Source organism: Deinococcus aetherius (assembly GCF_025997855.1).
Classification (GTDB): Bacteria; Deinococcota; Deinococci; order Deinococcales; family Deinococcaceae; genus Deinococcus; species Deinococcus aetherius.
This window is the reverse complement of record NZ_AP026560.1, coordinates 1798136-1819971: the sequence shown is the minus strand read 5'-3', so window position 1 is coordinate 1819971 and position 21836 is coordinate 1798136. Positions and strand designations below refer to the sequence as shown.

The window sequence follows — 21836 nt, the reverse complement described above, 5'->3', positions numbered from 1 at the left end:
GGTCACCTTCCTGACGGTGGGCTGAACCCCTATTAACGTTCCGCGCTGGCCCGCTCATGGCCCGTCAAGTTGCTCCCCGTAGGCTTCTTCTCGGAGGTACCCATGAAGAAGTTCCTGATGATCCCCGCCGCGATGCTGCTCGGCACCGCCGCTGCGGCCCCCCGAATCAGCGCCCAGAGCATCATCGTGAACCCCGCGCAGCCCGACCTCGCGGTGAACGTGCGGGTGGACAAGGACGCCAGCGGCAACTCGAACCCCGTCTACCGCGCGGGCGAGAACATCCGTATCACCACGAGCGTGAACCGTGACGCCTACGTGTACCTCTTCAACGTGGACGCGAACGGCGAGGTCACGCAGATCCTCCCCAACCGCCTGAGCACGAGCAACTTCGTGAAGGCGAACACCACGACCGTCTTCCCCGCCGAGGGCGCGGGCTTCACCTTCACGGTGGGTGAGGACGTCGGCCTGAACAAGGTGCTCGCCCTCGCCAGCCTGACGCCGCTGAACCTCGACCAGATCAGCTCCTTCAAGACGGGTCAGGACCAGTTCGCCACCGTGACGGCGCGCGGCCAGCAGCAGCTCGCCCAGGCGCTCAGCATCGTGGTAAACCCCATCCCCCAGAACAGCTGGGTCAGCGATACCGCCTTCTTCACCGTCACCGCGCAGAACCCGGTGCAGACCGGCAGCCTCTTCGTGGGCACGAACGTCGCCAACGCGACCGTAATCCTGAACGGCCAGCGGCTCGGCGGCGCGAACGTCACCTACAGCAACATCGCCCCCGGCACCTACCCCGTGCGCGTGCAGGCCCCCGGCTTCCGCGACTACACCACGACCATCTCGGTTCGTGCGGGCAGCACCACCAACCTGAACGTCGAGTTCGCCCAGGCCGTCACGCCCGCGCCCGTGGTGAGCAACCAGTACACCCTCTCGATCCGCAGCCGCGTCGAGGGCGCCCGGGTCTTCGTGGACGGCCAGGAGGTCGGCACCATTCGCGGCGGCGTGCTGAGCGTCACCGTGCCCCGGGGTGGCCGCGAGGTCGTCCTGATCGCCCCCGGCTACCGCACCTTCGTCGGCAACTACAACGTCAACCGCGACGCGCAGATCACCATCAGCCCGGCCCGCTAAACCCAGCCGAGTCACAGAGGCCCTCACCCCCGTGGTGGGGGCTTCTGGTTTTTATCCGCCGCCCCGCCGCTGGGTCTCCGCCGGCCCGTGGGTGAGGAGGTCGTGGAGGACCCGCGCCGTCATGCCCCAGATGTCGTGGCCGCGCCAGGGGTAGCGGTAGAGGGGCACCCGCTCGCCGCCCGGCAGGGTGCGCAACTCACGGATGACGGGCACGGCGCGCAACTCGCCCAGCGTCGGGGTGATGATCTGCGCGACCTCGGCGCTGGCGCTGAGCCGGGGAGCGGGGGGGATGCGCGCGAGCACCGGCGTGACGTGGAAGCCGATGGGGGTGAACACGTCGTCCAGCTCGCCGAGCACGCCCACCGAGGCGGGGTCGAGGCCCACCTCCTCCTGCGCCTCGCGCAGCGCCCCCTGCACCGGGGTCTCGCCCGGCTCCAGGCTGCCGCCCGGGAAGCTGATCTGTCCCCGGTGGGTCGGCAACTCGCTCGACCGCACGGTGAGCAGCACGCGCGGGTCGGGCTCGCGGGTCAGGGCCACGAGGACGGCGGCGCGGCGGTACTCGGGCAGGTCCAGCGGAATGCGGGTGCGCTCCCCCACCCACACCGCCCACGGGTCCGCCTGCGCGGCGTCGAGCGGGTCGGGCACCTCGCCGGAATTGCCCGGCAGAGGACTCACGCGCCCGCCTGCACGGCCTGCTTGGGGCTCTCGGGGTCGGGCAGCGCCGTGAGGACCCCGTGCGTCCGCTCGCGCAGGGCGACCTCCGCGTCCACGCCCTGCCCGCGCGCCCAGGCGACGACCGCCGCGAGCACGTCCGCGACGCCCTCGGCGGTGTCGGAGGCGGCGTCCAGGGCCTCCCGCACCCCGGCCCGGTTCCCCTTCGCGCGCCCAGCGAGCTTCTGGGCCTGCGTCTCGCGGGCGAGGGCTCCCAGCGCGGCGGGCACCCGCTCGGCGGCGCTGCGGGGCCTGCCCCCGCGCTCGGCGGCCTTGATCGCCTGCCAGTTCGTCACGACCTCGTCCGAACCCGAGACCTCCACCTCCCCGAAGACGTGCGGGTGGCGCCGCACGAGCTTCTCCACGATCAGCCTCTCGATGTCCGCGTACGTGAAGCCCCCCGCCTCCTCAGCGATCACCGAATGGAAGGCGACCTGAAGGAGCACGTCCCCGAGTTCCCCGGCAAGGGCCTCCCCGCCCTCTGGCACGGCGTCCACTGCCTCGGCGGCCTCCTCCAGCAGGTAGGGGCGCAGGGACTCGTGGGTTTGTTCGCGGTCCCAAGGGCAACCGTCGGGGGCCCGCAGTCGGCGCAGGGTCAGCAGCAGCTCTTGCATGGCCCATGCTAGGGCGAATCGCGCGAAGGGTGCGGGGCGGCGGCGACCTTTCCGCACGGGTGGAGGGCCGCCGCCCCGCTCACGGCGGATTCATGGTGCGTCAGCCGTGGTGTGCTGCACTGTTCGGCATGACTGTGACCGCCCGCCACCCAGGCCTGACCTTCCTCGCCCTCGGCACCCTGACGGGGTTGACCGCCGCCCTTGCCGGAGCTGCCCCGACTCCGCCCGCCTCCGCCTGGAACGCCCGGACGCTGGGCACCGCCACCTACGTGATTCTCGACCCGCGCATCGAGGGCAACCCGAACATCTTGAACCCCGAGCAGCGCGCCGGAATCTTGGGGGCCATGCAGCGCGACTCGGGAAGCGCTATCAAGCGGCGCTACCCCGGGGCCACCGTTGCTGCCGATTCCGGGACCCCGGGGGCCATCCGGGTCACGCCCGTCCTCGTCGCGCCGGGCGCCCTGGTGCCCTGGGCCAAGCTGAACGCCCGCCTCGACTTCGACCTGCCGGGCGGTGAGCGCGTCAGCCTCAACGAAACTTTCGGCCTGCTCACCCTCTGGCAGTACCAGGCGGAGGCCGCCAACTACGTGTACGGCGAACTCGCCAAGCGACTGCCCTAGAGGCCCCCGTGTCCTCAGGCCGAGGGTGGGCGATATGACGAATTTCTCACAAAGTCCCCTCATAATTAAGAAACGATATGGAGGGGACAGAGATGAACAGAGCGGCTCACCTTCGGTACTGCGCCTATGTCAGCGTACGTAAACGGGCCTACTGGATCGTGCCGCTGGCCCTGCTGCTGGGGCTGGTGGCCTTTGTGCTCGGCGGGGGGCTGGAACTGGCCCTCGTTACGTTCGGGCTGGTGCTGGTGATCTCCGTGCTGGCGGTGGCGCTCGACTCGGTGCGCCGCCACTCCGGCGACCCGGAGGCGCAACCCTTCCTCGGCTCCTGAGGACGGGGGCAGGCGCGGGGGTTGAGGGCCCCTTCACCTGCCCCCGTCCCTAGCTCGGGGCGTGTTAGCGTTCCCGGATGACGCAGAATGGTTCGGGAGCGATGGCAAAAAGCGCGTTCGTGACGGGAGCGAGCAAGGGTATCGGCCTCGCGGTCGCGCGCTCACTTGCGGTGGCGGGGTACGGGGTGACCCTCACCAGCCGCAACCAGGACGAGGTCGAGGCCGCCGCCCGGAGCATCGGCCAGGGTGCCCGGGGGGTGGTGTGCGACGTGCGCGATCCTCAGGCGCTCCAGCGTGAGGTGGACGCCCATGTCGAGGCTTTCGGCGGTCTCGACGTGCTGTTCGTGAACGCGGGCGTCGGGCACTTCGCCAACGTCGCCGACCTGACCGTCCAGCAGTGGCAGGACGTGATCGACACCAACCTAAGCGGCGCCTTCTACACGGTCAAGGCCGCCATCCCGGCTCTCAAGGCGCGCGGCGGGTACATCTTCACGCTCTCCAGCCTCGCGGGACGCAACCCCTTCGCGGGCGGCGGGGCATACAACGCGAGCAAATTCGGTCTCAACGGCCTCTCCGAGGTCCTGACCCTCGACCTGCGCCAGCACGACATCAAGGTCACCCAGATCATGCCTGGCAGCGTCGCCACCCACTTCGCCGGGCACACGCCGAGCGAGGCCGACGCCTGGAAGATCCAGCCGGAAGACATCGCCCAGCTCACCCTCGACCTGCTGGAGATGCCCGCCCGGACCCTTCCCAGCCGGATCGAGGTGCGCCCGAGCAGGCCGCCGCAGAAGTAAGGCGGGCCCACAGGGGCGCGTCGTGATCGTGCTTGCCGTGTCCAACGAAGCGCAGCGTCTCGTGACCAAAGCGAGACGCTGCGCTTCACTTGGAGAGCCCCTTTTCACTCGTCAGACGCTTGGCCGGGAAGCACCAGACGGCCCCAGTCTCAGTCGAACTTCACCTCGACCGGCGCGGGCAGGCCGAGTCCCTGCAATTGCGGCACGATCTTGGCGCGGTCCCCGACGAGGACGAGCACGCCCTGCTCGTAGGGGAGGGCCGCCGGGGCGAGGCGGTTGAGGTCGGCGGCCCCGAAGCGCCCGAGTTGCTCCAGCTCCTGCCCCAGGGCCGAGAAGGGCTTGCCCTGCGCGTACAGCCCCGCCGCCGTACTCACCAGCCCCTCCAGCGTGCCGAGCGAGGCGACCGTGTCTGCCCGGCGGGTGGCGGCCGTCTTGGCGGCCTCGTCGGCGGTCACGTCGCCCTGGCGCAGGCGGGTGAATTCGTTCAGGAACTCCCGCACGGCGGGGCCGGTGACGCCCGTCTCGACGTTGGCGGTGGTGACGAGGTAGCCGGTGCCCACATCCTGAAGCAGGCCGCTGCCCGCCCCGTAGGTGTAGCCCTTGTCCTCCCGCAGGTTCTGCTGAAGGCGGCTGGTGAAGCTGCCGCCCAGCAGGGTGTTGAGACTCCTCAGGGCGTTACTGCGCGCGTCCTGAACGGGCGGCGCGGGCATCACGAAGCGCACGACCGTCTGGGGAGCGCCCGGCTTGTCCACCACGAGCACCCGCAGTGCCCTGTTGGCGGGGGCCGGATAGGTGGGCGAGGTGTAGGCGGAGCCGGTGTTCTTCCAGGTGCCGAGGGCCTGTTCGAGGCTTGCCTTGAACTCCTCGGGGCTCAGGCTGCCCGCCGCGAAGATGGCCGCGTTCTGTGGCTGGAAGAGGCGGGTGTGCAGGGCCCTCAGGTCGGCCAGCTTCAAGTTGCCCACCGTGTTCGCGTAGCCGCTCAGGGGCCGCCCGTAGGGGTGGTTTTGCCCGAAGAACTCGCGCTGCGAGACGATGCTCGCCACGGTGCCCGGATTGTCGCGCGCCCGCTCCAGGGCCTGCACGTTCACCCGCTGCACCCGGGCGAACTCGGCCTCGTCGAGGCGGGGGCGGGTCAGGGCGTCGGCGTACAGCCGCAGCGCGGGCGCGAGGTTCTCGGCCGTCACCGACAGGCTCGCCGTCGTGTACCGGCGGGCCGCGCTCGCCCCGAACTGCGCCCCGAGTTGATCGAGGGCACTCTGGAAGCCCCGCGCGTCGAGGTTGCCCGCGCCCTCGTCGAGCATGTCCGCGAGCGTCGCGGCGCGGCCCGCCGTCGCGGGCGTGTCGAGTTCGCTCCCGCCGCGTACGACCGTCTGGATGCTCACCAGGGGCACTGTCCCGCGCTGCCAGTACTGCACCTTGACGCCGTTGGAGAGGGTGAACTCGGTGGGGGCGGGCGGGGTGAAGGCACGCGGCGCAAGGTCCGCCGGGCGCTGGTCGCGCGGGTTGACGCCGCTCCGCAGGGTCTGGGGCGGGGTGGGTGGCGCCTGGGGCACCTGGGCCTGAGTCGGGGCCTGGGGAGGCTGGGACGCGGCTTGAGTGGCCTGAGCCTGAGGTGCGCTCTGCTGCGCCTGACCCTGCGCCGCCTGGGTCTGGGGCACCACCCGCAGGATCACGCGGTTTTGCGGGTTGAGGACCCGGGCCACCGTCGCGCGCACGCTCTCCGGGGTCGCGTTACGGTAACGGTCGAGGTCACGCTTGAAACCGTCCGGCTGCCCGAAGTAGAAGGCGTAGGCGTTCAGCGAATCCGCCTTGTCCTCCACCGCTTGCAGGGAACTCAGCGTGGCGAACTCGTACTTCTCCACCTGCCGCCTCAGTTCGGCGGCGTCCACGGGCCTTGCGCTGAAGTCGCGCAGCACCTCGTCGATGGCCGCCTCCAGGGCGTCCTGACTCTTCCCGGGCGCGAGGGTCGCCTCGATCACGAAGACCGAGCCGAGCAGTTGCGACTGCTGGTAGGCGCTGACATCGGACGCCAGCCCCGTCTCGGCCACCAGTTTCTGGTACAGGCGGCTCGTCACGCCGTCCGAGAGCAGCAGGGAGGCGAGGTCGAGTTCCGCGTCGCCGGGCCCCATGATCGCCGGACTGTGCCACGCCATCACGGTCTTGGCGGCCTGCACGCGGTCGGTGAGGGTGGAGCGTTTCACCCCCTGGAAGTTGACGGGGGGCACGGGCTTGCGCACGACCGGCTGGCCGCCCGGCAGGTCGCCGAACAGCCGCGCGATCAGGGGCTTGACCACCGCCGGGTCGAAGTCGCCCGCCACCACCAGGGAGGCGTTGCTCGGCACGTAGTACGTCTGGAAGAAGCTCCTCACGTCGTTGACGGTGGCCGCGTCGATGTCCTGGGTGGTCCCGATGGGAATCTGGTAGTAGGGGTGGCCCTGGGGGTAGAGCAGGCGGCTCAGCGTCTCGGGCACCAGGCCGTAGGGGGCGTTCTCGTACCGCTGGCGGCGCTCGTTTTTCACCACGTCGCGCTGGAGGCCCAGCTTTTCCTGGGTCATGCTCGCGCCCAGGGCCTCCATCCGGTCCGCCTCCAGCCACAGCAGCGTGGGCAGGAAGGAACTCGGGCCGCTGGAGTAGTAGTTCGTGCGGTCGCGCGAGGTGCTCGCGTTGTTGCTGCCGCCGCCCGCCTCCATGATGTCGTCGAAGTTGGGGGCACGCTTAGTCCCCATGAACATCAGGTGTTCGAAGAGGTGCGCGAAGCCCGAGCGGCCCGCCACCTCGTCCTTGCTGCCCACCCGGTACCAGACGTTCACCGACGCCACCGGCAGGGTCCTGTCCACGTGGAGCACCACGTTCAGGCCGTTGGGCAGCCGGTACTGCTCGGCGGCGACACTCTGCGCCGCGCCGAGGGAGAGGGTGGAGAGCAGGAGGAGCGCCGCCAGCGAGCGTTTCATCATCTCGAACCTCTGGGAATAGGGCGAGGGTGCGAACAAAGGCCAGACCACGTTCCGCCCTTGGGGGCGCCTGCCGTGGACGTGTGGGTGTGCCCGGATTATAGGTGGCGCGAGATGTGGAGTTCCGCGTGATCCGGAGCCCCGGCCACCTTGTCGGCAGCCTGGGAGGATCGGGGGTGGACCGGGGCCGTAGTTTTTCCAGACCTGTCCGCCCATTCCCTACAGGCTCCCGCCAACCACCCTCTGCATGATCTCCCGCGCCGCGTCGAGTTCGTCCTTGTTGATCGCGTGCCCCAGCCCGGGGTACACGCGGGCGTCCACCGCCGCCCCCCGCTCGCGCAGGTGCGCCGCGCTCTCCTGGAAGCGGGAGAGGGGGATGTGCGCGTCGTCGGGCGCGACCCCCATGAAGACGGGCGTGCCGCCGAGGTCTCCGCGCTGGTCGAGGGTGATCAGACTGCCGCTGAGGGCGATCACCCCGCCCAGCCGCCGCCCCGCCCGGCTGGCGTACTCCAGAGCTAGGCACGCGCCCTGCGAGAAGCCGCCGACCACGACGTTGTGGGGAGGAATGCCGCGTGATTCCAATTCGCCCAGCACCCCGTCCACCGTGGCGAGGGCGCGGTCGAGGTGGGGCTGGTTGCGCTCCACGGGCGCGAGGAAGGAGAGGGGATACCACGAGTTCCCCTCCGCCTGCGGGGCCAGGTAGGCGAAGGCGCTCAGGTTGAATTCCTCGGCTAGCCCCAGGATGTCCTGGGCGGTCCCGCCCCGCCCGTGGAGGAGCACCATCGCCACTCGCGCCTCCTCCAGGGGGCGGCCCGCCGTGTAGACCTCCACGCCGTTCACCTCGGGCGCGGGCTGGGGGGCGGCCCCCAGGTCCCGCGTGCCTATGGTCACCCCGTACTCGCGGTTCACGATCTTCGGGACGTGGGCCTCGATGGTCGCGCGCCGGGACTCGAACCACGCGGGGAGCTTGAGGTGCCTGCCCAGTTCCTCCACGGGCTCGTCGGCGGGGAAGCCGGGGGCGTCGGTGGCGATCTCGAAGAGCACCCCGTTCGGCTCGCGGAAGTAGATCGAGTGGAAGTACTGGCGGTCCTGCACGGGAGTCGGGCGGTATCCGGCGGCCTCCAGCCCCGCCAGGTACGCCTCCTGCTCGGCGTCGTTTCGGGTCCGCAGGGCGACGTGGTGGACGCTCCCCGCGCCGAAATTCCCGCGCCCTTTCCCGGGCCGCTCGACCACGTCCACGAAGAGGCCCAGCCCCTCGCCGCTCCCCTTGAACCGCGTGCGCCTTCCCTCCGCGTCCGGCTCGCTCCCTTCCTCGGTGAAGCCGAGCTGCCCCACCAGGAGGTCGCGCACCCCGCCCGTGTCCCGCACCCAGGCGGTGACCGAGTGAAAGCCGCGCAGGGCGTGCTCCTGCGGCACCGGGCTCGCGGGCCAGGGCTGGACGGGCTGGCCGCCCTCGAAGATCAGCTCGACCCAGGTGCCGTCCGGGTCCTCCAGGGTCAGGATCGTCTCGCCGAAGCGCGTCCCCTCGCGGAACGTGAAACCGTGCTCGCTCAGGCGGTCTTGCCAGTAGCCCAGGCTCTCACGGGGGGCGCTGTAGGCCGTCGCCACGACCTCGCCGTTGCCCCGCGTGCCCCTTTTGGCACCCGGCCAGGGGAAGTGGGTCATGATCGTGCCCGGCTGCCCGGTGAGGTCGCCGTAGTAGAAATGGTACGTGCCCGGGTCGTCGAAGTTCACGGTGACCTTGACGAGCCGCTGCCCCAGCGTCTGGGAGTAGAAGTCGATGTTGCGCTGCGGGTCTTGCGCCATCACCGTGACGTGATGCAGGCCCTTCACGGGCGTCGTGCCGGGGATGCGGGGGGTGGGGGAGGTCATGGCACCATGGTAGCTCGATGTTAAACGAATGGGCGTGTGGTTGGCCGGGGCCTTACCCGTCCACGCGCGCCCGGGCCCGGAAGGCGAGCCGTTCCTCCTCGCGTTCTCTCTCCATCACTGCCAGGCCGAGCTTGCGGGTCAGCTCGGTGAGCTGGGCCATCTCGGCGGGGTCGAGCACCTGGAAGACCCGGCGGATGCCGCGCACGTGGGCGGGCAGCACGCGGTCCACCAGGGCCTCGCCCGAGTCGGTGAGGAAGACGTTCATCACGCGGCGGTCCTGGAGGTCGCGCTCGCGGCGCACCAGGCCGTCGCGCTCCAGGTTGTCGATCACCATCGTGAGGTTGCCGCTGGAGCGCAGGATCTTCTCGGCGAGCTGGCGCTGGCTCAGCGGCCCCAGGTGGTAGAGCGCCTCGATCACCCCGAACTGGCTGATCGTCAGCCCGTGGTCGCCCAGGTGGCGGTTGGCGGCCATCTCGACGGCGTGGGCCGCTCGCCATAATTTGATATACGCGTCCAGCGCGGCGCGCTCCTCGGCCGAGCCGGAGTAACGGGTGGGCATGAGAATATGGTCGGTGCCCCGGGGGGGGAAATCAAGCGTCCGGGGGGAGCCTTTCGCTCATCGTCCAGAGGAGCCGGGCGGGACAGGTCGCCGTCTACCCCCGCCGCCCCGCCCGGTATTCCTCCGTCGCCAGCCGGATGCACGCGGCGACCCCCTGCATCGCCGTGTAGACCTCCTCCACTGGCGGCCGGGTCGGCGCGAGGCGGATGTTGCGTCCCGTTGGGTCCTGCCCGTCCGGATACGTCGCCCCGGCGGGCGTGAGGCTGATCCCCGCCTCACCCGCGAGCTGCACCACCCGCGCCGCCACCGGCTCCGCCGTGTCCAGGCTGATGAAGTACCCGCCCTTCGGTGAGGTCCAGGTCGCGTACTCGCCGTTCCCGCCCAGTTCCGCCCGCAGCGTCTCGTCCACGGCCCGGAACTTGGGGGCGATGAGCCGCGCGTGGGCCTGCATCAGCCCCTCCAAGCCGCCGGGATAGGCCTCCAGGAAGCGGACGTGCCGCGCCTGCTCCAGCTTGTTCGGGCCGATGCTCTGGGCGCCCAGGTACTTCGAGAGCCACTTGACGTTGTCCTCGCTGCTCGCCACGAAGCCCAGCCCCGCCCCCGCGAAGGTGACCTTGCTCGTGCTGGCGAAGACGAAGGCGCGGTCGGGGTAGCCCGCGTCCCGGGCGAGCACCACGAAGTTCACGGGCTCGTCGCGGTCCTCCTCGTCGAGGTGGTGCACCCGGTAAGCGTCGTCCGCGAAGATCGTGAAGTCGGGGGCCGCCGCCTTCAGTCCCGCCAGGCGCCGCGCCTTCTCCGGGCTGATCGACTCGCCGCCGGGGTTGGAGTAGGTCGGCACGAACAGCACGCCCTTGACCGTGGGGTCCGCCGCCAGCCGCTCGATGGCCTCCACGTCGGGGCCGTCGGGCTGCATGGGGACGGTGAGCAGCGTAAAGCCCAGCGTTTGCAGCAGCAGGAAGTGGCGGTCGTAGCCCGGGACGGTGACGATCATCCTGGGTTGCTGCGTGAACCACGGCCCGGTGCTGTTCCGCACCCCGTGCAGTTGGGCGAAGGAGAGCACCAACCCCTGCAACTCCAGGCTGGCGTTGTTCCACACGACGACGTTCTCCGCCTTCACGTCGAGGAAGTGGGCGAACATCGCCCGGGCGGAGGGTAGGCCCGTCACGCCGCCCGTGTAGTTCCGCAGGTCGAGGCCGTCCATACGGAGGTCGCCCTCGCCGAGCACGGTCAGCAGGCCGTTCGAGAGGTCGAAGTCGGCGTCACTCGGCTGGCCGCGCTGCATGTTGAGCCCCAGGCGGCGCGCCTTGAGGGCGTCGTACGCCGCCTGCGCCGCCGCGAGGGCGTCACTCGGTTGCCCGGGGCCGGGTTGCACGGTGTCGGTCGTCATGCCCCCACGTTACCCGCGCCGCCCCCAGCGGGGGAGGGGGGTTGGTTAGCGGGGCGGACAAGGAGGGGCGCTGCTACACTGCGGGCGGCCCGGTGAGCATCCCCGGACGCCTTCTTTTCAGCACCCCGCCTTTGATCCCGCCCCTTTCCGGCACGTCCAACAGGAGAACCCCCAATGCAGTACGTCGTTTCCCGCCCCCGCGTGGGCGTCTTCATCGACACCCAGAACCTCTACCACTCGGCGCGCGACCTGCTGGAGCGCACGGTCAACTTCGAGACGATCCTGCGGTCCGCCACCGGGGGGCGCGAACTCGTCCACGCCATCGCCTACACCGTCGAGCGCGAGGGTGAGGCGACGGCGCGGCCCTTCATCTACAAGCTCAGCACGCTGGGCTTCAAGGTCCGGCGGATGAACCTGACCCTGCACCATGTCACCGAGGGCGGGCGGCCGATCTACGAAGGCAACTGGGACATGGGCATCGTGGCCGACATGGTGCGGCTGATCGACCACCTCGACGTGGCCGTGCTGGGTAGCGGCGACGGCGACTTCACCGACATCGTGGAGGTGCTTCAGGAGCGCGGCAAGCGGGTGGAGGTCATCGCCTTCCGCGAGCATACCGCCCAGAAGCTCATCGACGCCGCCGACCGCTTCACCCACCTCCCCGACCTGGAGGACGCCCTGATGCCCGCCCGCCAGAAGGTCGAGAAGGCCGCTCGCCCCGAGGAGTGAGCACCGAGGAATGACCCCTTCCAGCAACAACGACGCGGACGCCGTGCTCGCCCGCCTCGCCTTCGAGTTGCCCCCGGAACGCATCGCCCAGACGGGCGCCGAACCCCGCGACTCCTCCCGGCTGATGGTGGTGGGGGAGGGAATCGAGCACCGCGTCTTCCGCGATCTCCCCGAACTCCTGCGCCCCGGCGACGTGCTCGTCTTCAACGAGAGCCGCGTCATTCCAGCCCGCGTCATGGCCCGCAAGCCTGTGGTCAACGCCCCAGACGGCAAGCACAGCGGCGGCGGCCAGGTCGAGGTTCTGCTCCTGCGGGAAGAAGAGGCGAACGTCTGGTCCGCCTACCTCAAACCCGCGAAACGGGCCGGGAAGGAGTTGTGGCTGGGGGAGCACCGCGCCGAGGTCGTCGGCATTCTGGAGGACGGTGCCCGTCTGCTGCGCTTCGACCACGACATCAAAGCACACCTCGATGAAATCGGTCGGCTGCCCCTTCCCCCCTACATCAACGCCGGGGACAGCGACGAGCGGTGGCGCGAGCGGTATCAGACGGTATACGCACGTGAACCCGGCAGCGTCGCCGCTCCGACGGCGGGGTTGCACTTCACACCGGAACTCCTGAGTCGGCTGGACGGGATGGGCGTGGAGCGCCACACCCTGACCCTGCATGTCGGCGCGGGCACCTTCCGCCCGATCACGGGCAGCGTGGCCGACCACGTGATGCACGCCGAGCGGTACGCCGTCGGCGAGGAGACGGCGCGGGCGATCAACGCGGCGAAGTCGGAGGGCCGCCGTGTCGTCGCCGTGGGCACCACGACCGTACGCGCCCTGGAGAGCAGCGCGAACGAGGACGGGACTGTGAGCCCAGGCGAGGGCGACACCCGCATCTTCATCACGCCGGGAACAGCCGTGCGGGTGCCCGACCTCCTGATCACCAACCTGCACCTCCCCGGCTCCACCCTGCTCCTGCTGGTGGCGGCCTTCGCGGGCGAGGCGAGGATCAAGGCGGCCTACGACGCGGCGCTCGCCCGGGGGTATAGGTTCTACTCACTGGGGGACGCGATGCTGCTGGAGAGGGCAGTGGGGAGTGGTCAGTGGTCAGTGGGACAGGAAGGCCAGGGCTGAGGCTGTAGCCTGTCCCTTTCCACTGACCACTTCCTACGAACCACTCACCTCCCGCGTCAGCGTCACCGTCGCCGTCTCACGCACGAAGCCCAGGCGGGCGTTGACCGCGAGCATGGGCGCGTTGACGCTGTGGTTGCTCGTGCGCGCGTGGGTGAAGCCCCGCTCCAGCGCGGCGCGGGCGGCGGCGAGCTTGAGGGCGTACGCGATGCTGCGCCCCCGCCACCCGGGCAGCACTCCCGTCAGGCCGTTGTGGAGGGTGCCGGGCCGGGTGGGGATGGGCAGGTGCAATTCGCTCAGGCCCACCCACTCCCCGTCCGGCGTCACGGCGACGAAGAGGCCCGCCGGGTTGAGGCGGTCCATCACGCGGCGCTGCCACAGCTCGAAGGGCCACACGTCAACCGGCGTGGCGCTCGGCACGTCGCGCAGGAGGGCGGCGATCAGCATGTAGAGGCGGCGTTGCTGCCCCTCGTCGAGGTCGCCCAACTCGCTGAGTGGGCGGATACGGACCCCCGCCGCCCGCGCCTGCTCCTCGTGGCGGGCGAGACCAGCGAAGTCGAGGGTCCGCAGGTCGAGGGTGCTCGGCCACATGCGGTCGTGTTCGCGGTAGCCGCGCGCCTCCAGGAAGGGCTTCTCCCACCAGTCCTCGCGCACGCGGGTGACGAGGGTGTGGGCGCCGGAGTCCAGGGCCGCCGCCTCAGCGTGGGCGAGCAGGGCCTCGGCGAGGGGGCTGCCCGCCCACCGGGGCAGGGTCCGCACGGTCACGTCGAGCCAGCCCGGGTGTCCGTCCATGCGCGGCACGCCCACCTCGGCCAGGCCCACGATCTCGCCCCCCGCCAGGGCCAGCAGGCGGAGGTGGAATTCGCCCGTCACCCGGCCCGCGTCCAGCCGCCTCAGGTCCTCGGGGGCGACGGGCGACTCGGGGTGCGCGGCCGTCAGGAAGGCGGCGACCCGGGCGGTATCGGCGGGTGTGGCGGGGTGCAATGTCACGCCGGGGGGCAGCGGGGGAAGGGGGCGCGTTTGAACCTGCGGGGACTCGTCCATGTGAGAGTTCAGCACGCCCCCTCCCGCCGCGTCATCCGCCCTTTGGCGGGGGGAGGGGGCGTGCTTTCGCACGGCAGGTGCGCCTCCCTCTCATCCCGCCGCTCTCTATACTCCGGGCTATGACCTCCCTCCAGGACGCGCCGGTTCAGAGTGAGAACCCGCTGCTGAACGTCGGCTTCCGCATCCCCTTCGACCGCATCCGGCCCGAGCACGCCGAGCCCGCCGTCGACGCCCTGCTCGCGGCGACGCGGGAACGCCTGGAGCAGTTGGCGCGGTCGGGCGAGCGCGACTACGCGAACTTCATGGCGGACCTCGACACGCTGACCGAGCAACTCGACACCGTGCGGGTCATCGTCTCGCACCTCGACGGCGTGGTGAGCAGCCCCGAGTGGCAGGCGGCCAAGCGCGCCATCCTCCCCAAGGTCACCGAGTTCTACACCGGGCTCAGCCTCCACTCCGGCCTCTGGGCGGCCCTGAAGGGCTTCGCGCAGACGGAGGGGGCCCGGTCGCTCGACCCCGTGCGCGCCCGGCACCTCAGGTTGACGATAGACGACTTCCGCCGCGAGGGCGCCGACCTGCCGGGGGACCAGAAGGCGCGGCTGCTGGAGGTGAACACCCGACTCGCGGGGGTCACGAACGACTTCTCGAAGAACGTTCTGGAAGCGACCGCCGCCTTTGAACTGTATGTGGACGGGTCGCGCCTGGCGGGCGTGCCCGAGCGGGTGAAGGAGGCCACCCGGCGCGACGCCGAGGCCCACGGCAAGGAGGGCCACCGCCTCACCCTGCACCAGCCCGTCGCCGAGCCGATCCTGACCTACGCCGACGACCGCGAGCTGCGCCGCGAACTCTGGCTCGCGCAGAACTCGGTGGGCAGCCAGCCGGGGCGCGACAACCGCCCGCTCGTCCTCGATATCCTGCGGCTCCGCCGCGAGCAGGCCCGCATCCTGGGCTTCCGCGACTTCGCCGACTACGTGCTCGAAGACCGCATGGCGGGCGGGGGAGAGCGGGCCCTGACCTTCGAGCGTGACCTGGAACAGCGCGTCCGCCCCTTCTTCGAGCGCGAGAACGCCGAGCTGGAGGCTTTCTACCGGGAGCAAGCCGGGCCCGACGCGCCCCCCCTCGAAGCCTGGGACGTGGCCTACTGGGCGGAAAAGCAGCGCCAGGCGAAATACGACTTCGACGAGGAGGCCCTGCGGCCCTACTTCGAGCTGGACCGGGTGCTCGCGGGGTTGTTCGAGATCGTGAACCGCGTTTTCGGGATCACGGTGCGTGAGACGCGGGCCCCCGGCTGGCACCCCGAGGTGCGGTACTACGACATCCTCGACGAGGGGGGAACGCACGTCGCTTCCTTCTACACCGACTGGTTCCCGCGCGACACCAAGCGCAGCGGCGCCTGGATGAACGGCTTCGTGACGGGCGGGCCCCGTGAGCACGGCGTAGAGCCCCACCTCGGCCTGATGTGCGGCAACATGACGCCGCCCTCGGGTGACACGCCCGCCCTGCTCTCCCTGCGCGAGGTCGAGACGGTCTTCCACGAGTTCGGCCACCTGCTCCACCACGCCCTCTCGCGGGTCCCGGTTCGCAGCTTGAGCGGCACGCGCGTCGCCTGGGACTTCGTGGAACTGCCCTCGCAGATCATGGAGAACTGGGTGACCGAGCGGGAGGCGCTGGACCTCTTCGCCCGGCACTACCAGACGGGGAAGCGGTTGCCGGGCGAACTCTTCGAGCGACTGATCGCCGCCCGCAACTACCGCGCCGCGAACGCCACGATGCGCCAGCTCTCCTTCGGCACGGTGGACCTCGTGCTCCACGTCGAGTTCGACCCCGAGGTGCCCGGCGCCGATCCCATCCGGGTCGCCCGCGAGGTGATGGGCCGCTTCTCCCCCTACCGCCTCCCGGAAGGCTACGCCCGGATCGCCCAGTTCACCCACCTGTTCTCCAACCCGGTGGGCTACGGGGCGGGGTACTACTCCTACAAGTGGGCGGAGGTGCTGGACGCCGACGCCTTCTCCCGCTTCGCGCGTGAGGGCGTCTTCAACCGCGAGACGGGCCGCGCGTTCTTCACCGCCATCCTCAGCCGGGGCAACAGCGCCGACGCCGCCGACCTCTACCGTGAGTTCATGGGCCGCGACCCCGACGCCGAGGCGCTGCTCAGGCGCAGCGGACTCGTCGAGGCGTAGGCGGGGGAAACAGGAACCGGTTCCCGACTCCCGGGGGCCGGTCCTCCCCCTGTTCCTGGCCGTGCTACCCCCCCGGTGACGCCCGCTTCTCCCCCGACCCCTTTATGCTGCCCTCACCATGCCTCGTGCCAAAATCACGTTTCTGGCGGCGACCCTCGTGGCGCTGACGTCCGTGCCTGCCGGTGCCCAGTCCCCCGCCGAGGCGCGGGTGCTCGCCGGGTTGAACGTTCTGCGCGCCGGGGGCATCTCGTGTCCGGGGCTGGGCCGCCGCCCGGTCGCCGCCCCGCTGCGGGCGAGCGGGGAACATGCCCTCGCCGCGCGGATGCAGGCGGGCTACCTGGGGGGCAGCGGGCGCATCACCCACACCGGCGTGAACGGGAGCACGCCCCGGGTGCGGGCGGCGAGTACGGGCGTGCGGGCCGTCAGCGTCACCGAGATCATCTACCTGGGGGCGGGCCTGAGTCCGGCCGGGGCCGTGGGGTGGTGGCGGGGGTCCGCCGTCCACTGCGCCGTGCTCACCGACCCGCGCTACACCCACGCCGGGGCGGCGGTGGTGCAGGGCTCACGCGGGACAGCGTACGTGGTCGTCCTGAGCAGCGAGCCGCGCTGAGGTGGTCGCAGCAGGGTGACCGCCGCCCTCCAGCCTCCTCACCGCGCCGTCCACCCCAGGTCGAGGTCGAGCACCGCCCCCGTCATTCCCCACGCGGCGGGGCTGGCGACGTAGCCCACGAGCGCGGCCACGTCCTCCGGGTCGAGCAATCTCTTGATGGCGGCGGCCTCCAGCAGGACTTTGCCCTCGACCTCCTCCTCGCTCATGCCGCGCGTGCGGGCCTGGTCCCGGATCTGGTTCTCCACCAGGGGAGTGCGGACGTAGGCCGGGCAGATCGCGTTGACGGTGAGGCCCTGGTCCCCCGCCTCCAGCGCCGCCGTGCGCGTCAGGCCGATCAGACCGTGCTTGGCGCTGACGTACGCGCTCTTGTAGGGGCTGGCGACGTGTCCGTGGATGCTCGCCACGTTGATGATGCGGCCCTGCCCGGAGCGGGTGAGGTGGGCCCAGGCGTACTTGCTGAGCAGGAAGGGCGCGGTGAGCATCACGTGCAGCATGGCGTCCCAGGTGTCCTCGGGAAAGTCGGCCAGGGGCGCGATGTGCTGGAACCCCGCGTTGTTCACGAGCACGTCGAGCCCGCCGAGGGCCGCCACCGTCCCCTCGACCGCCCGCGCGCAGTCCTCGCGGCGGGTGAGGTCGCCGGGAATGAAGGTCAAGCCGTGCCCGGCGGCGACCTCACGGGCATGGGGACGGTCGAGGTCGAGCACGGCGACGCGCAGGCCGTCACTTTGCAGGCGGCGGGCGATGGCGAGGCCGATGCCGCTCGTGCCGCCGGTGACGAGGGCGGCGCGGGTTTCGGGGGCAATCATGCGGGGAGTCTAGGGCGGGCGCGTCACGGCGCGGTTTCAGCGGGGAGAGGAGGGTCTCCCGGCCCTTCCCTCATCACTCCCGTCAGCGCCCGGTGCAGCGCCTCCGTCTCGGGCAGGGGCGTGAGGCCCAGCTCCGCGAGGGCGGCGCGCAGGGCCGCGTAGGTGCGCGCGGCGGCGGCGGGGTGGGCGCGGGCGTGCCAGGCGCGCATCAGGGCGCGGGCGGCGGGCTCATGGGCGGGGTCGAGGCTCAGGGCCCGCCCCGCCAGCCGGGCGGCGAGGTCGAGCTGGCCCACCCGCAGGGCGTGGCCCGCCTCCGACGCCAGCGCCTCGGGAAGCAGGGCGGCGTGGCGTTCGGCCTCGGCCTGCACGGCTTCCAGGTCGGTGTCGGCCATCTGTCCCGGCATATCGAGCAGGGCTGCGGGGCGGCCCGGGGTGCCGGGAGGGGCGCCCAGGTGCGCGCGGGCCTCCCACAGGTCCACGCTCAGGTCGGGGCCGCCCCGCAGCCGCAGCCACTCGCCGCGCTCCAGGAAGGTGCCGCGCGCCACCCCCTCCTCCAGCACCTGCCCCAGCGCGTGCAGGGTCACCCGGAAGTTGCGCTCGCCCACCTGGGGGTCGGCGCCGGGGAAGAGGGCCTCCTGCGCGGCCTCGCGGGCCAGCCCCGCGTCGTGGACGGCGAGCAGGGCGAGGAGGTCACGGGCGCGGGCGCGGCCCCACTCGCGGGCGGGCTGGCCGCCGCGCGTCACCGCCACCCGCCCGAGCACTTGAACCCGCACGTCTGCGCCGGGCACCTCGGCGGGCCGGGGGAGCGTGCCGTACCCCAGCGCGTGCGCGACGGGCAGGAGCCCGGTCCCGGCACCGGGCGCGTGGGCGGCGAGCCGGGCGAGGAGAGCCGCGCGGGCCGCCCGCTCCGGGGCGGGGGAGAGCAGCGAGCGCCGGGCGAGGAGGAAGGGGGAGGAGGAAGGGGAAGGCGGTCACGGCCCGCGCCGCCGCCGGGGCGTCCCCCGCCTCCCCGGTCGCCGCGTACACGGCGAGCGCCGCCGGGTCCCCCCGTGCAGCCGCCCGAGCGCCGCCACGAGCCGGGTCAGCCCCCCCACGTAGCGGTCGCCGCCCGCGTGGGCGAGGGCCCGGGCCTCGTGCTCGGCGGCGGGAACGGGGTGGTTCAGGGCGGCCTCCAGGTACGCCAGTCCCAGTCGGGGCTCGACCTGGAGGCGGGGCACCACGTCCTGCGCGAGGGTCAGCGCCCCCTCGTAGGCCGCCCGTGCCTGCGCCGGGTGCCCGGCCGCGACCTCCGCGTGGCCCAGCCGTACCAGGGCGAGCGAGCGCACGAAGAGGCTCTCCAGCCGCTCGCCCTCCGCCAGCCCCTCGCGGGCGCGGCGGGCGGCCTCCCCCGGCTCGCCGAGGACCGCGTGGAGAAAACTGGCGAGCAAGAGGCCCTCGCGGTGGTTCTGCGCCGCCCGCGCGCCCCCCGCCTCGCCCCGGGCGGCGTGCAGCGCGAGCCCCAGGGCGTCCCCCAGCCGCCCCGAGCGCAGGGCGTACCGTGCCCCGTGCGCCAGCTCGGGGTGCAGGGCGAGTGAGTGCGCCGGGTCGCCCGCGTTGAGGTAGTTCTCGGCCCGCATCCGTTCCACCCGCGCCGCCTCCGGCCCCTCCGCCAGGGCCCCGGCCGCGTCCAGCGGCCCCCAGGCGAGGTCCGGCTGCACGGTGTCGAGGGCGACCTGCGCCTCCCCGAGTGAGCGCGCCAGGGGGTCCGCCTGCGCGTAGGCCGCCAGCGCCTCCCCGTACCGCGACGAGAGCCGCAGGGCGTCCCCCGCGAGGGCGTGCAGGGCGGGCGTCCAGGCGGCGGGCGGCACCCGCGCGAGGCTGCGCTCCACCAGCGTCACCCGGCCCCCGTCGAGCCAGCGGCCCCCGTGCCGGGCGAGGAGTTCGGCCGCCCGGGCCGTGTTCCCCGCCGCGAGGTGGGCGGCGAGTGCTCGCCGGGGCCGCCCCGTCCGCTCGAAGTAGGCCGCGCCCCGCGCCGCGAGTCGGTGCGCCTCGCCGGGGGCGAGCAGGCCCCGCAGGTGCGCCCGCAGCAGGGGATGGGCGCGAAAAGCGTCTCCCGTCCGGGTCAGGAAGGTGCCGCCGCTCGCTAGGGCGCTCAGCAGCGTGCCCGCCTGGGTCTCCTCCAGCACGTCCGCGATCAACTCGGGCGTGAGTTCCTCGAAGACGCTCCCGCGCGTGAGCAGCGCCCGCAGGCTGGGGTCGAGCGGGCCCAGCACCTCCTGCGCGAGGTAGGTAAAGAGGGTGCCGAGCTGCGCCTCCCCGCCGTCGAGGTCGGCGAGCGCGGAGAGGGCCACCCGCCCCTGCGCCGCCGCCTGCGCGAGAAAGCGCGCCGCGATGGGCCACCCCTCCGTGACCGCGTGGGCGAGCCGGACCTCCGCGCCCGTCGCCCGCACCCCCTGCGCCGCGAGCAGCTCGGCGAGTTCGGCGGGGGTAAACGCCAGGTCGAGGGCCGAGACGCGGGTGAGGTCGCCGCCTGGCTCCAGCCGGGTGAGGTCGGGGCTCGTGAGCGGCGTGCGGGAGAGCAGGGCCACCCGGCCCCCCAGCAGCTCGCGCAGCACGTCCTCCGTCAGCCCCCCGCCCAGGTGCTGCACCTCGTCGAGCACGAGCAGGGCGCCCGCTCGGTCGAGCACGTCGGCCACCCTCGCCGCGACCCGCCGGGGGGCCGCGCCCGCGTCGAGGAGCGCCCCCGGCCCCTCGCCCCCCGGCAGCCCCGCCACCGCCACCGCCAGCCCCGCCGCCAGGACCTGTGGGTCGGCGTCGTCGGCGTCCAGGGTCAGCCACGCGGCCCGCCCGAGGTCCGGCAGCCCGGCGGCGAGCGCCGTCGTCTTGCCGTACCCCGCCGGGGCGACCACCGTGACCACCCGCGCCGCCCCCAGCAGGGCCAGCAGCCGGGGCCGCGCGACCGCCCCCCGCACCTGGGGAGGCCGCGCCCGCCGCAAGGGGGCGTGTTCACGCCATTCTGTCGCCACGGACGCCATGCTAGGGCATGGGCGGGAGGTGACGGAGCAAAACTCGGCTGTCTGCCCCTGCTCGCAGCCTGTTCGGGAAGTGGCCCGGGATTCCCCATGCGCCCGGTGAAAACTTGGTTTTTGCCCCTCCCCCCTCGTGGGGGAGGCTGGGAGGGGGGAGTGCCCACGCCATCCCGGCCCGCTCGGTTGCGTACGACAGCCTTTCCCAACCACGCCCCTACAGCCCCAGCAGCGCCCCCACCGCCGCCGCCCCCAGCACCACCACGGCGCTGTTCACCCGCGTCTGCCACAGCAGCCCGAAGGCGAGGACCGCGAGCACGGCGGCGGGCCAGGAGGTGACCGAGGTGCGGGCCAGCACGAGCGCCCCGGCGAGGATCACCCCGCCCCCGAAAGGCAGCAGGGCGTTGCGGAAGGCGGCCACCCAAGGGTGCGCGCTGTGCCGCTGCCACACCAGGGCGGCCACGGCGCTCAGGAGCGCGGTCGGGCCGTAGAAGCCCAGGGTGGCGGCCAGGGCCCCCGCCAGCCCGGCGGCGGCGTACCCGTAGTGGGTCACGGCGAGCATGTTCGGCCCCGGCATGAGCTGCCCGAGCGCGAAGCCGTTCGCCAGCGTCCGCGCGTCGATCCAGCCGTGCTCCAGCACCAGCGAACGCTCCATCTCGGCCACGTTCGTTCCCCCGAAGCTGATCAGCCCCAGGCGGGCGAAGGCCAGAATCAGCTCCCAGAGATTTGGCAGGTCGCCCATCACGCGGCCCCGCGCGGCCGGTGCAGGAGCAACCCCGCCCCCACGAGCACGAGGAACACGGGCAGGAGGTCGAGCCGCCCCACCCCCAGCGCCAGGAAGGTGAGCACGGTCAGGAGGGGACCACCCCGCACCCCCCACCCCACCCGCACGACGGGCAGCGCCGCCGTGAGGAGCACCGCGAGCGCCGCGCAGGCCGCCCCGTGCAGCGCGCTTTGCAGGGCGGGCGGCAGTCCCCCGGGAAGCCCGAGCGTCACGGCGCTCACCGCGAGCATGGCGACCAGACCGGGCGTGAGGACCCCGACCGTCGAGGCCACCGCCCCCAGCCGCCCGCTGAGGCGCGCCCCCACCATCGCGGCGAGGTTCACGGCATTCGGCCCCGGCGTGAGCTGCGCCAGGGTGAAGGTCTCCGCGAAGGCCTCGTCCGTCATCCACCCTCGCGTGGTCAGCGCCCGTCGGGTGTGTGCGGGCAGCCCCCCGCCGATGCCTGCCAGCGCCACGCCCACGAACATCCGGGCCAGCGCGAGCGGGGTGGGGGAGAGCGCGGGCGGGTCGTCCTCGGGCGTGGTGGCGTGGGCGCGGGTCATGCCCGGAGGGTAAGCCCGGGCCCGCTCACCTTCCCCGTGACTGGTGGGGGAACA

20 protein-coding genes are annotated in these 21836 nt (G+C 72.1%); 8 read left to right on the top strand and 12 right to left on the bottom strand.

Annotated elements, in window-relative coordinates; translation table 11 throughout:
* Positions 1 to 102: 102 nt before the first annotated feature.
* Positions 103 to 1125: a PEGA domain-containing protein gene (locus tag DAETH_RS09120; protein WP_264774588.1), complete on the top strand. Its 1023-nt coding sequence runs from the start codon at positions 103 to 105 to the stop codon at positions 1123 to 1125.
* A gap of 51 nt (positions 1126 to 1176) precedes the next feature.
* Here the strand turns inward: DAETH_RS09120 and DAETH_RS09115 are convergent, their stop codons facing one another.
* Both DAETH_RS09115 and DAETH_RS09110 read right to left on the bottom strand, forming a co-directional pair.
* Complete coding sequence (locus DAETH_RS09115) at positions 1177 to 1800, bottom strand: NUDIX hydrolase (RefSeq protein WP_264774587.1); 624 nt, start codon at positions 1798 to 1800, stop codon at positions 1177 to 1179.
* Positions 1797 to 2450 (bottom strand): MazG family protein, encoded by a 654-nt coding sequence (locus DAETH_RS09110; RefSeq protein WP_264774586.1) that lies wholly within the window; start codon positions 2448 to 2450, stop codon positions 1797 to 1799. The genes DAETH_RS09115 and DAETH_RS09110 overlap by 4 nt, the downstream gene beginning before the upstream one ends.
* A 128-nt stretch (positions 2451 to 2578) precedes the next feature.
* Between DAETH_RS09110 and DAETH_RS09105 the strand changes: the two genes are divergently transcribed.
* The 3 genes from DAETH_RS09105 to DAETH_RS09095 all read left to right on the top strand — a co-directional run bounded on the left by DAETH_RS09105 (position 2579) and on the right by DAETH_RS09095 (position 4196).
* Positions 2579 to 3070: a hypothetical protein gene (locus DAETH_RS09105; protein ID WP_264774585.1), complete on the top strand. Its 492-nt coding sequence runs from the start codon at positions 2579 to 2581 to the stop codon at positions 3068 to 3070.
* A 92-nt stretch (positions 3071 to 3162) separates the two neighbouring features.
* Entirely contained in the window at positions 3163 to 3399 is a 237-nt protein-coding gene (locus DAETH_RS09100; RefSeq protein ID WP_264774584.1) for a hypothetical protein, read from the top strand.
* A gap of 77 nt (positions 3400 to 3476) precedes the next feature.
* Entirely contained in the window at positions 3477 to 4196 is a 720-nt protein-coding gene (locus DAETH_RS09095) for an SDR family oxidoreductase (RefSeq protein ID WP_264774583.1), read from the top strand.
* Between the two features lie 149 nt (positions 4197 to 4345).
* On the opposite strand, the gene DAETH_RS09090 is transcribed toward DAETH_RS09095, so the two are convergent.
* The 4 genes from DAETH_RS09090 to DAETH_RS09075 all read right to left on the bottom strand — a co-directional run bounded on the left by DAETH_RS09090 (position 4346) and on the right by DAETH_RS09075 (position 10965).
* Positions 4346 to 7150: a M16 family metallopeptidase gene (locus DAETH_RS09090; protein ID WP_264774582.1), complete on the bottom strand. Its 2805-nt coding sequence runs from the start codon at positions 7148 to 7150 to the stop codon at positions 4346 to 4348.
* Positions 7151 to 7366: 216 nt separating this feature from the next.
* Positions 7367 to 9019, bottom strand: coding sequence for a VOC family protein (locus tag DAETH_RS09085; RefSeq protein WP_264774581.1), 1653 nt, complete (start codon positions 9017 to 9019; stop codon positions 7367 to 7369).
* Between the two features lie 52 nt (positions 9020 to 9071).
* Entirely contained in the window at positions 9072 to 9578 is a 507-nt protein-coding gene (locus DAETH_RS09080) for a MarR family winged helix-turn-helix transcriptional regulator (protein ID WP_264774580.1), read from the bottom strand.
* Positions 9579 to 9672: 94 nt separating this feature from the next.
* Positions 9673 to 10965, bottom strand: coding sequence for an aminotransferase class I/II-fold pyridoxal phosphate-dependent enzyme (locus DAETH_RS09075; RefSeq protein ID WP_264774579.1), 1293 nt, complete (start codon positions 10963 to 10965; stop codon positions 9673 to 9675).
* 174 nt (positions 10966 to 11139) lie between these two features.
* On the opposite strand from DAETH_RS09075, the gene DAETH_RS09070 reads away from it, so the two are divergent.
* Entirely contained in the window at positions 11140 to 11694 is a 555-nt protein-coding gene (locus tag DAETH_RS09070) for a LabA-like NYN domain-containing protein (protein WP_264774578.1), read from the top strand.
* A gap of 10 nt (positions 11695 to 11704) precedes the next feature.
* Positions 11705 to 12814: a tRNA preQ1(34) S-adenosylmethionine ribosyltransferase-isomerase QueA gene (gene queA / locus DAETH_RS09065; RefSeq protein WP_264774577.1), complete on the top strand. Its 1110-nt coding sequence runs from the start codon at positions 11705 to 11707 to the stop codon at positions 12812 to 12814.
* A 33-nt stretch (positions 12815 to 12847) separates the two neighbouring features.
* On the opposite strand, the gene DAETH_RS09060 is transcribed toward queA, so the two are convergent.
* On the bottom strand, positions 12848 to 13870 hold the full coding sequence (locus DAETH_RS09060) for a GNAT family N-acetyltransferase (protein WP_264774576.1): 1023 nt from the start codon (positions 13868 to 13870) through the stop codon (positions 12848 to 12850).
* A gap of 104 nt (positions 13871 to 13974) precedes the next feature.
* Between DAETH_RS09060 and DAETH_RS09055 the strand changes: the two genes are divergently transcribed.
* Together DAETH_RS09055 and DAETH_RS09050 are read left to right on the top strand one after the other, a co-directional pair.
* Positions 13975 to 16035, top strand: a complete 2061-nt coding sequence (locus DAETH_RS09055; RefSeq protein ID WP_264774575.1) for a M3 family metallopeptidase — start codon at positions 13975 to 13977, stop codon at positions 16033 to 16035.
* Between the two features lie 118 nt (positions 16036 to 16153).
* Positions 16154 to 16645, top strand: a complete 492-nt coding sequence (locus DAETH_RS09050; protein ID WP_264774574.1) for a CAP domain-containing protein — start codon at positions 16154 to 16156, stop codon at positions 16643 to 16645.
* Positions 16646 to 16683: 38 nt separating this feature from the next.
* Here the strand turns inward: DAETH_RS09050 and DAETH_RS09045 are convergent, their stop codons facing one another.
* From DAETH_RS09045 to DAETH_RS09025, 5 genes are all read right to left on the bottom strand, one after another.
* Entirely contained in the window at positions 16684 to 17451 is a 768-nt protein-coding gene (locus DAETH_RS09045; protein ID WP_264774573.1) for a 3-hydroxybutyrate dehydrogenase, read from the bottom strand.
* Between the two features lie 23 nt (positions 17452 to 17474).
* Positions 17475 to 18224, bottom strand: coding sequence for an AfsR/SARP family transcriptional regulator (locus DAETH_RS09040; RefSeq protein ID WP_264774572.1), 750 nt, complete (start codon positions 18222 to 18224; stop codon positions 17475 to 17477).
* Positions 18225 to 18422: 198 nt separating this feature from the next.
* Complete coding sequence (locus DAETH_RS09035) at positions 18423 to 20456, bottom strand: MalT transcriptional regulator family protein (protein ID WP_264774571.1); 2034 nt, start codon at positions 20454 to 20456, stop codon at positions 18423 to 18425.
* A gap of 217 nt (positions 20457 to 20673) precedes the next feature.
* A complete protein-coding gene (locus DAETH_RS09030; protein WP_264774570.1) occupies positions 20674 to 21198 on the bottom strand; it encodes a chromate transporter in 525 nt (174 codons plus the stop codon).
* Complete coding sequence (locus DAETH_RS09025; protein ID WP_264774569.1) at positions 21198 to 21782, bottom strand: chromate transporter; 585 nt, start codon at positions 21780 to 21782, stop codon at positions 21198 to 21200. Before DAETH_RS09025 ends, DAETH_RS09030 begins: the two co-directional genes overlap by 1 nt.
* Between the last annotated feature and the right edge of the window lie 54 nt (positions 21783 to 21836).

What these genes read in the sequence shown, in the direction of transcription:
- DAETH_RS09055 (WP_264774575.1), top strand. Translation starts at nt 13,975, where the DNA reads ATGACCTCCCTCCAGGACGCGCCGGTTCAGAGTGAGAACCCGCTGCTG.
- DAETH_RS09025 (WP_264774569.1), bottom strand. Translation starts at nt 21,782, where the DNA reads ATGACCCGCGCCCACGCCACCACGCCCGAGGACGACCCGCCCGCGCTC.
- DAETH_RS09105 (WP_264774585.1), top strand. Translation starts at nt 2,579, where the DNA reads ATGACTGTGACCGCCCGCCACCCAGGCCTGACCTTCCTCGCCCTCGGC.
- DAETH_RS09110 (WP_264774586.1), bottom strand. Translation starts at nt 2,450, where the DNA reads ATGCAAGAGCTGCTGCTGACCCTGCGCCGACTGCGGGCCCCCGACGGT.
- DAETH_RS09070 (WP_264774578.1), top strand. Translation starts at nt 11,140, where the DNA reads ATGCAGTACGTCGTTTCCCGCCCCCGCGTGGGCGTCTTCATCGACACC.
- DAETH_RS09090 (WP_264774582.1), bottom strand. Translation starts at nt 7,150, where the DNA reads ATGATGAAACGCTCGCTGGCGGCGCTCCTCCTGCTCTCCACCCTCTCC.
- DAETH_RS09050 (WP_264774574.1), top strand. Translation starts at nt 16,154, where the DNA reads ATGCCTCGTGCCAAAATCACGTTTCTGGCGGCGACCCTCGTGGCGCTG.
- DAETH_RS09045 (WP_264774573.1), bottom strand. Translation starts at nt 17,451, where the DNA reads ATGATTGCCCCCGAAACCCGCGCCGCCCTCGTCACCGGCGGCACGAGC.
- DAETH_RS09075 (WP_264774579.1), bottom strand. Translation starts at nt 10,965, where the DNA reads ATGACGACCGACACCGTGCAACCCGGCCCCGGGCAACCGAGTGACGCC.
- DAETH_RS09030 (WP_264774570.1), bottom strand. Translation starts at nt 21,198, where the DNA reads ATGGGCGACCTGCCAAATCTCTGGGAGCTGATTCTGGCCTTCGCCCGC.
- DAETH_RS09100 (WP_264774584.1), top strand. Translation starts at nt 3,163, where the DNA reads ATGAACAGAGCGGCTCACCTTCGGTACTGCGCCTATGTCAGCGTACGT.
- DAETH_RS09085 (WP_264774581.1), bottom strand. Translation starts at nt 9,019, where the DNA reads ATGACCTCCCCCACCCCCCGCATCCCCGGCACGACGCCCGTGAAGGGC.
- queA (WP_264774577.1), top strand. Translation starts at nt 11,705, where the DNA reads ATGACCCCTTCCAGCAACAACGACGCGGACGCCGTGCTCGCCCGCCTC.
- DAETH_RS09080 (WP_264774580.1), bottom strand. Translation starts at nt 9,578, where the DNA reads ATGCCCACCCGTTACTCCGGCTCGGCCGAGGAGCGCGCCGCGCTGGAC.
- DAETH_RS09095 (WP_264774583.1), top strand. Translation starts at nt 3,477, where the DNA reads ATGACGCAGAATGGTTCGGGAGCGATGGCAAAAAGCGCGTTCGTGACG.
- DAETH_RS09120 (WP_264774588.1), top strand. Translation starts at nt 103, where the DNA reads ATGAAGAAGTTCCTGATGATCCCCGCCGCGATGCTGCTCGGCACCGCC.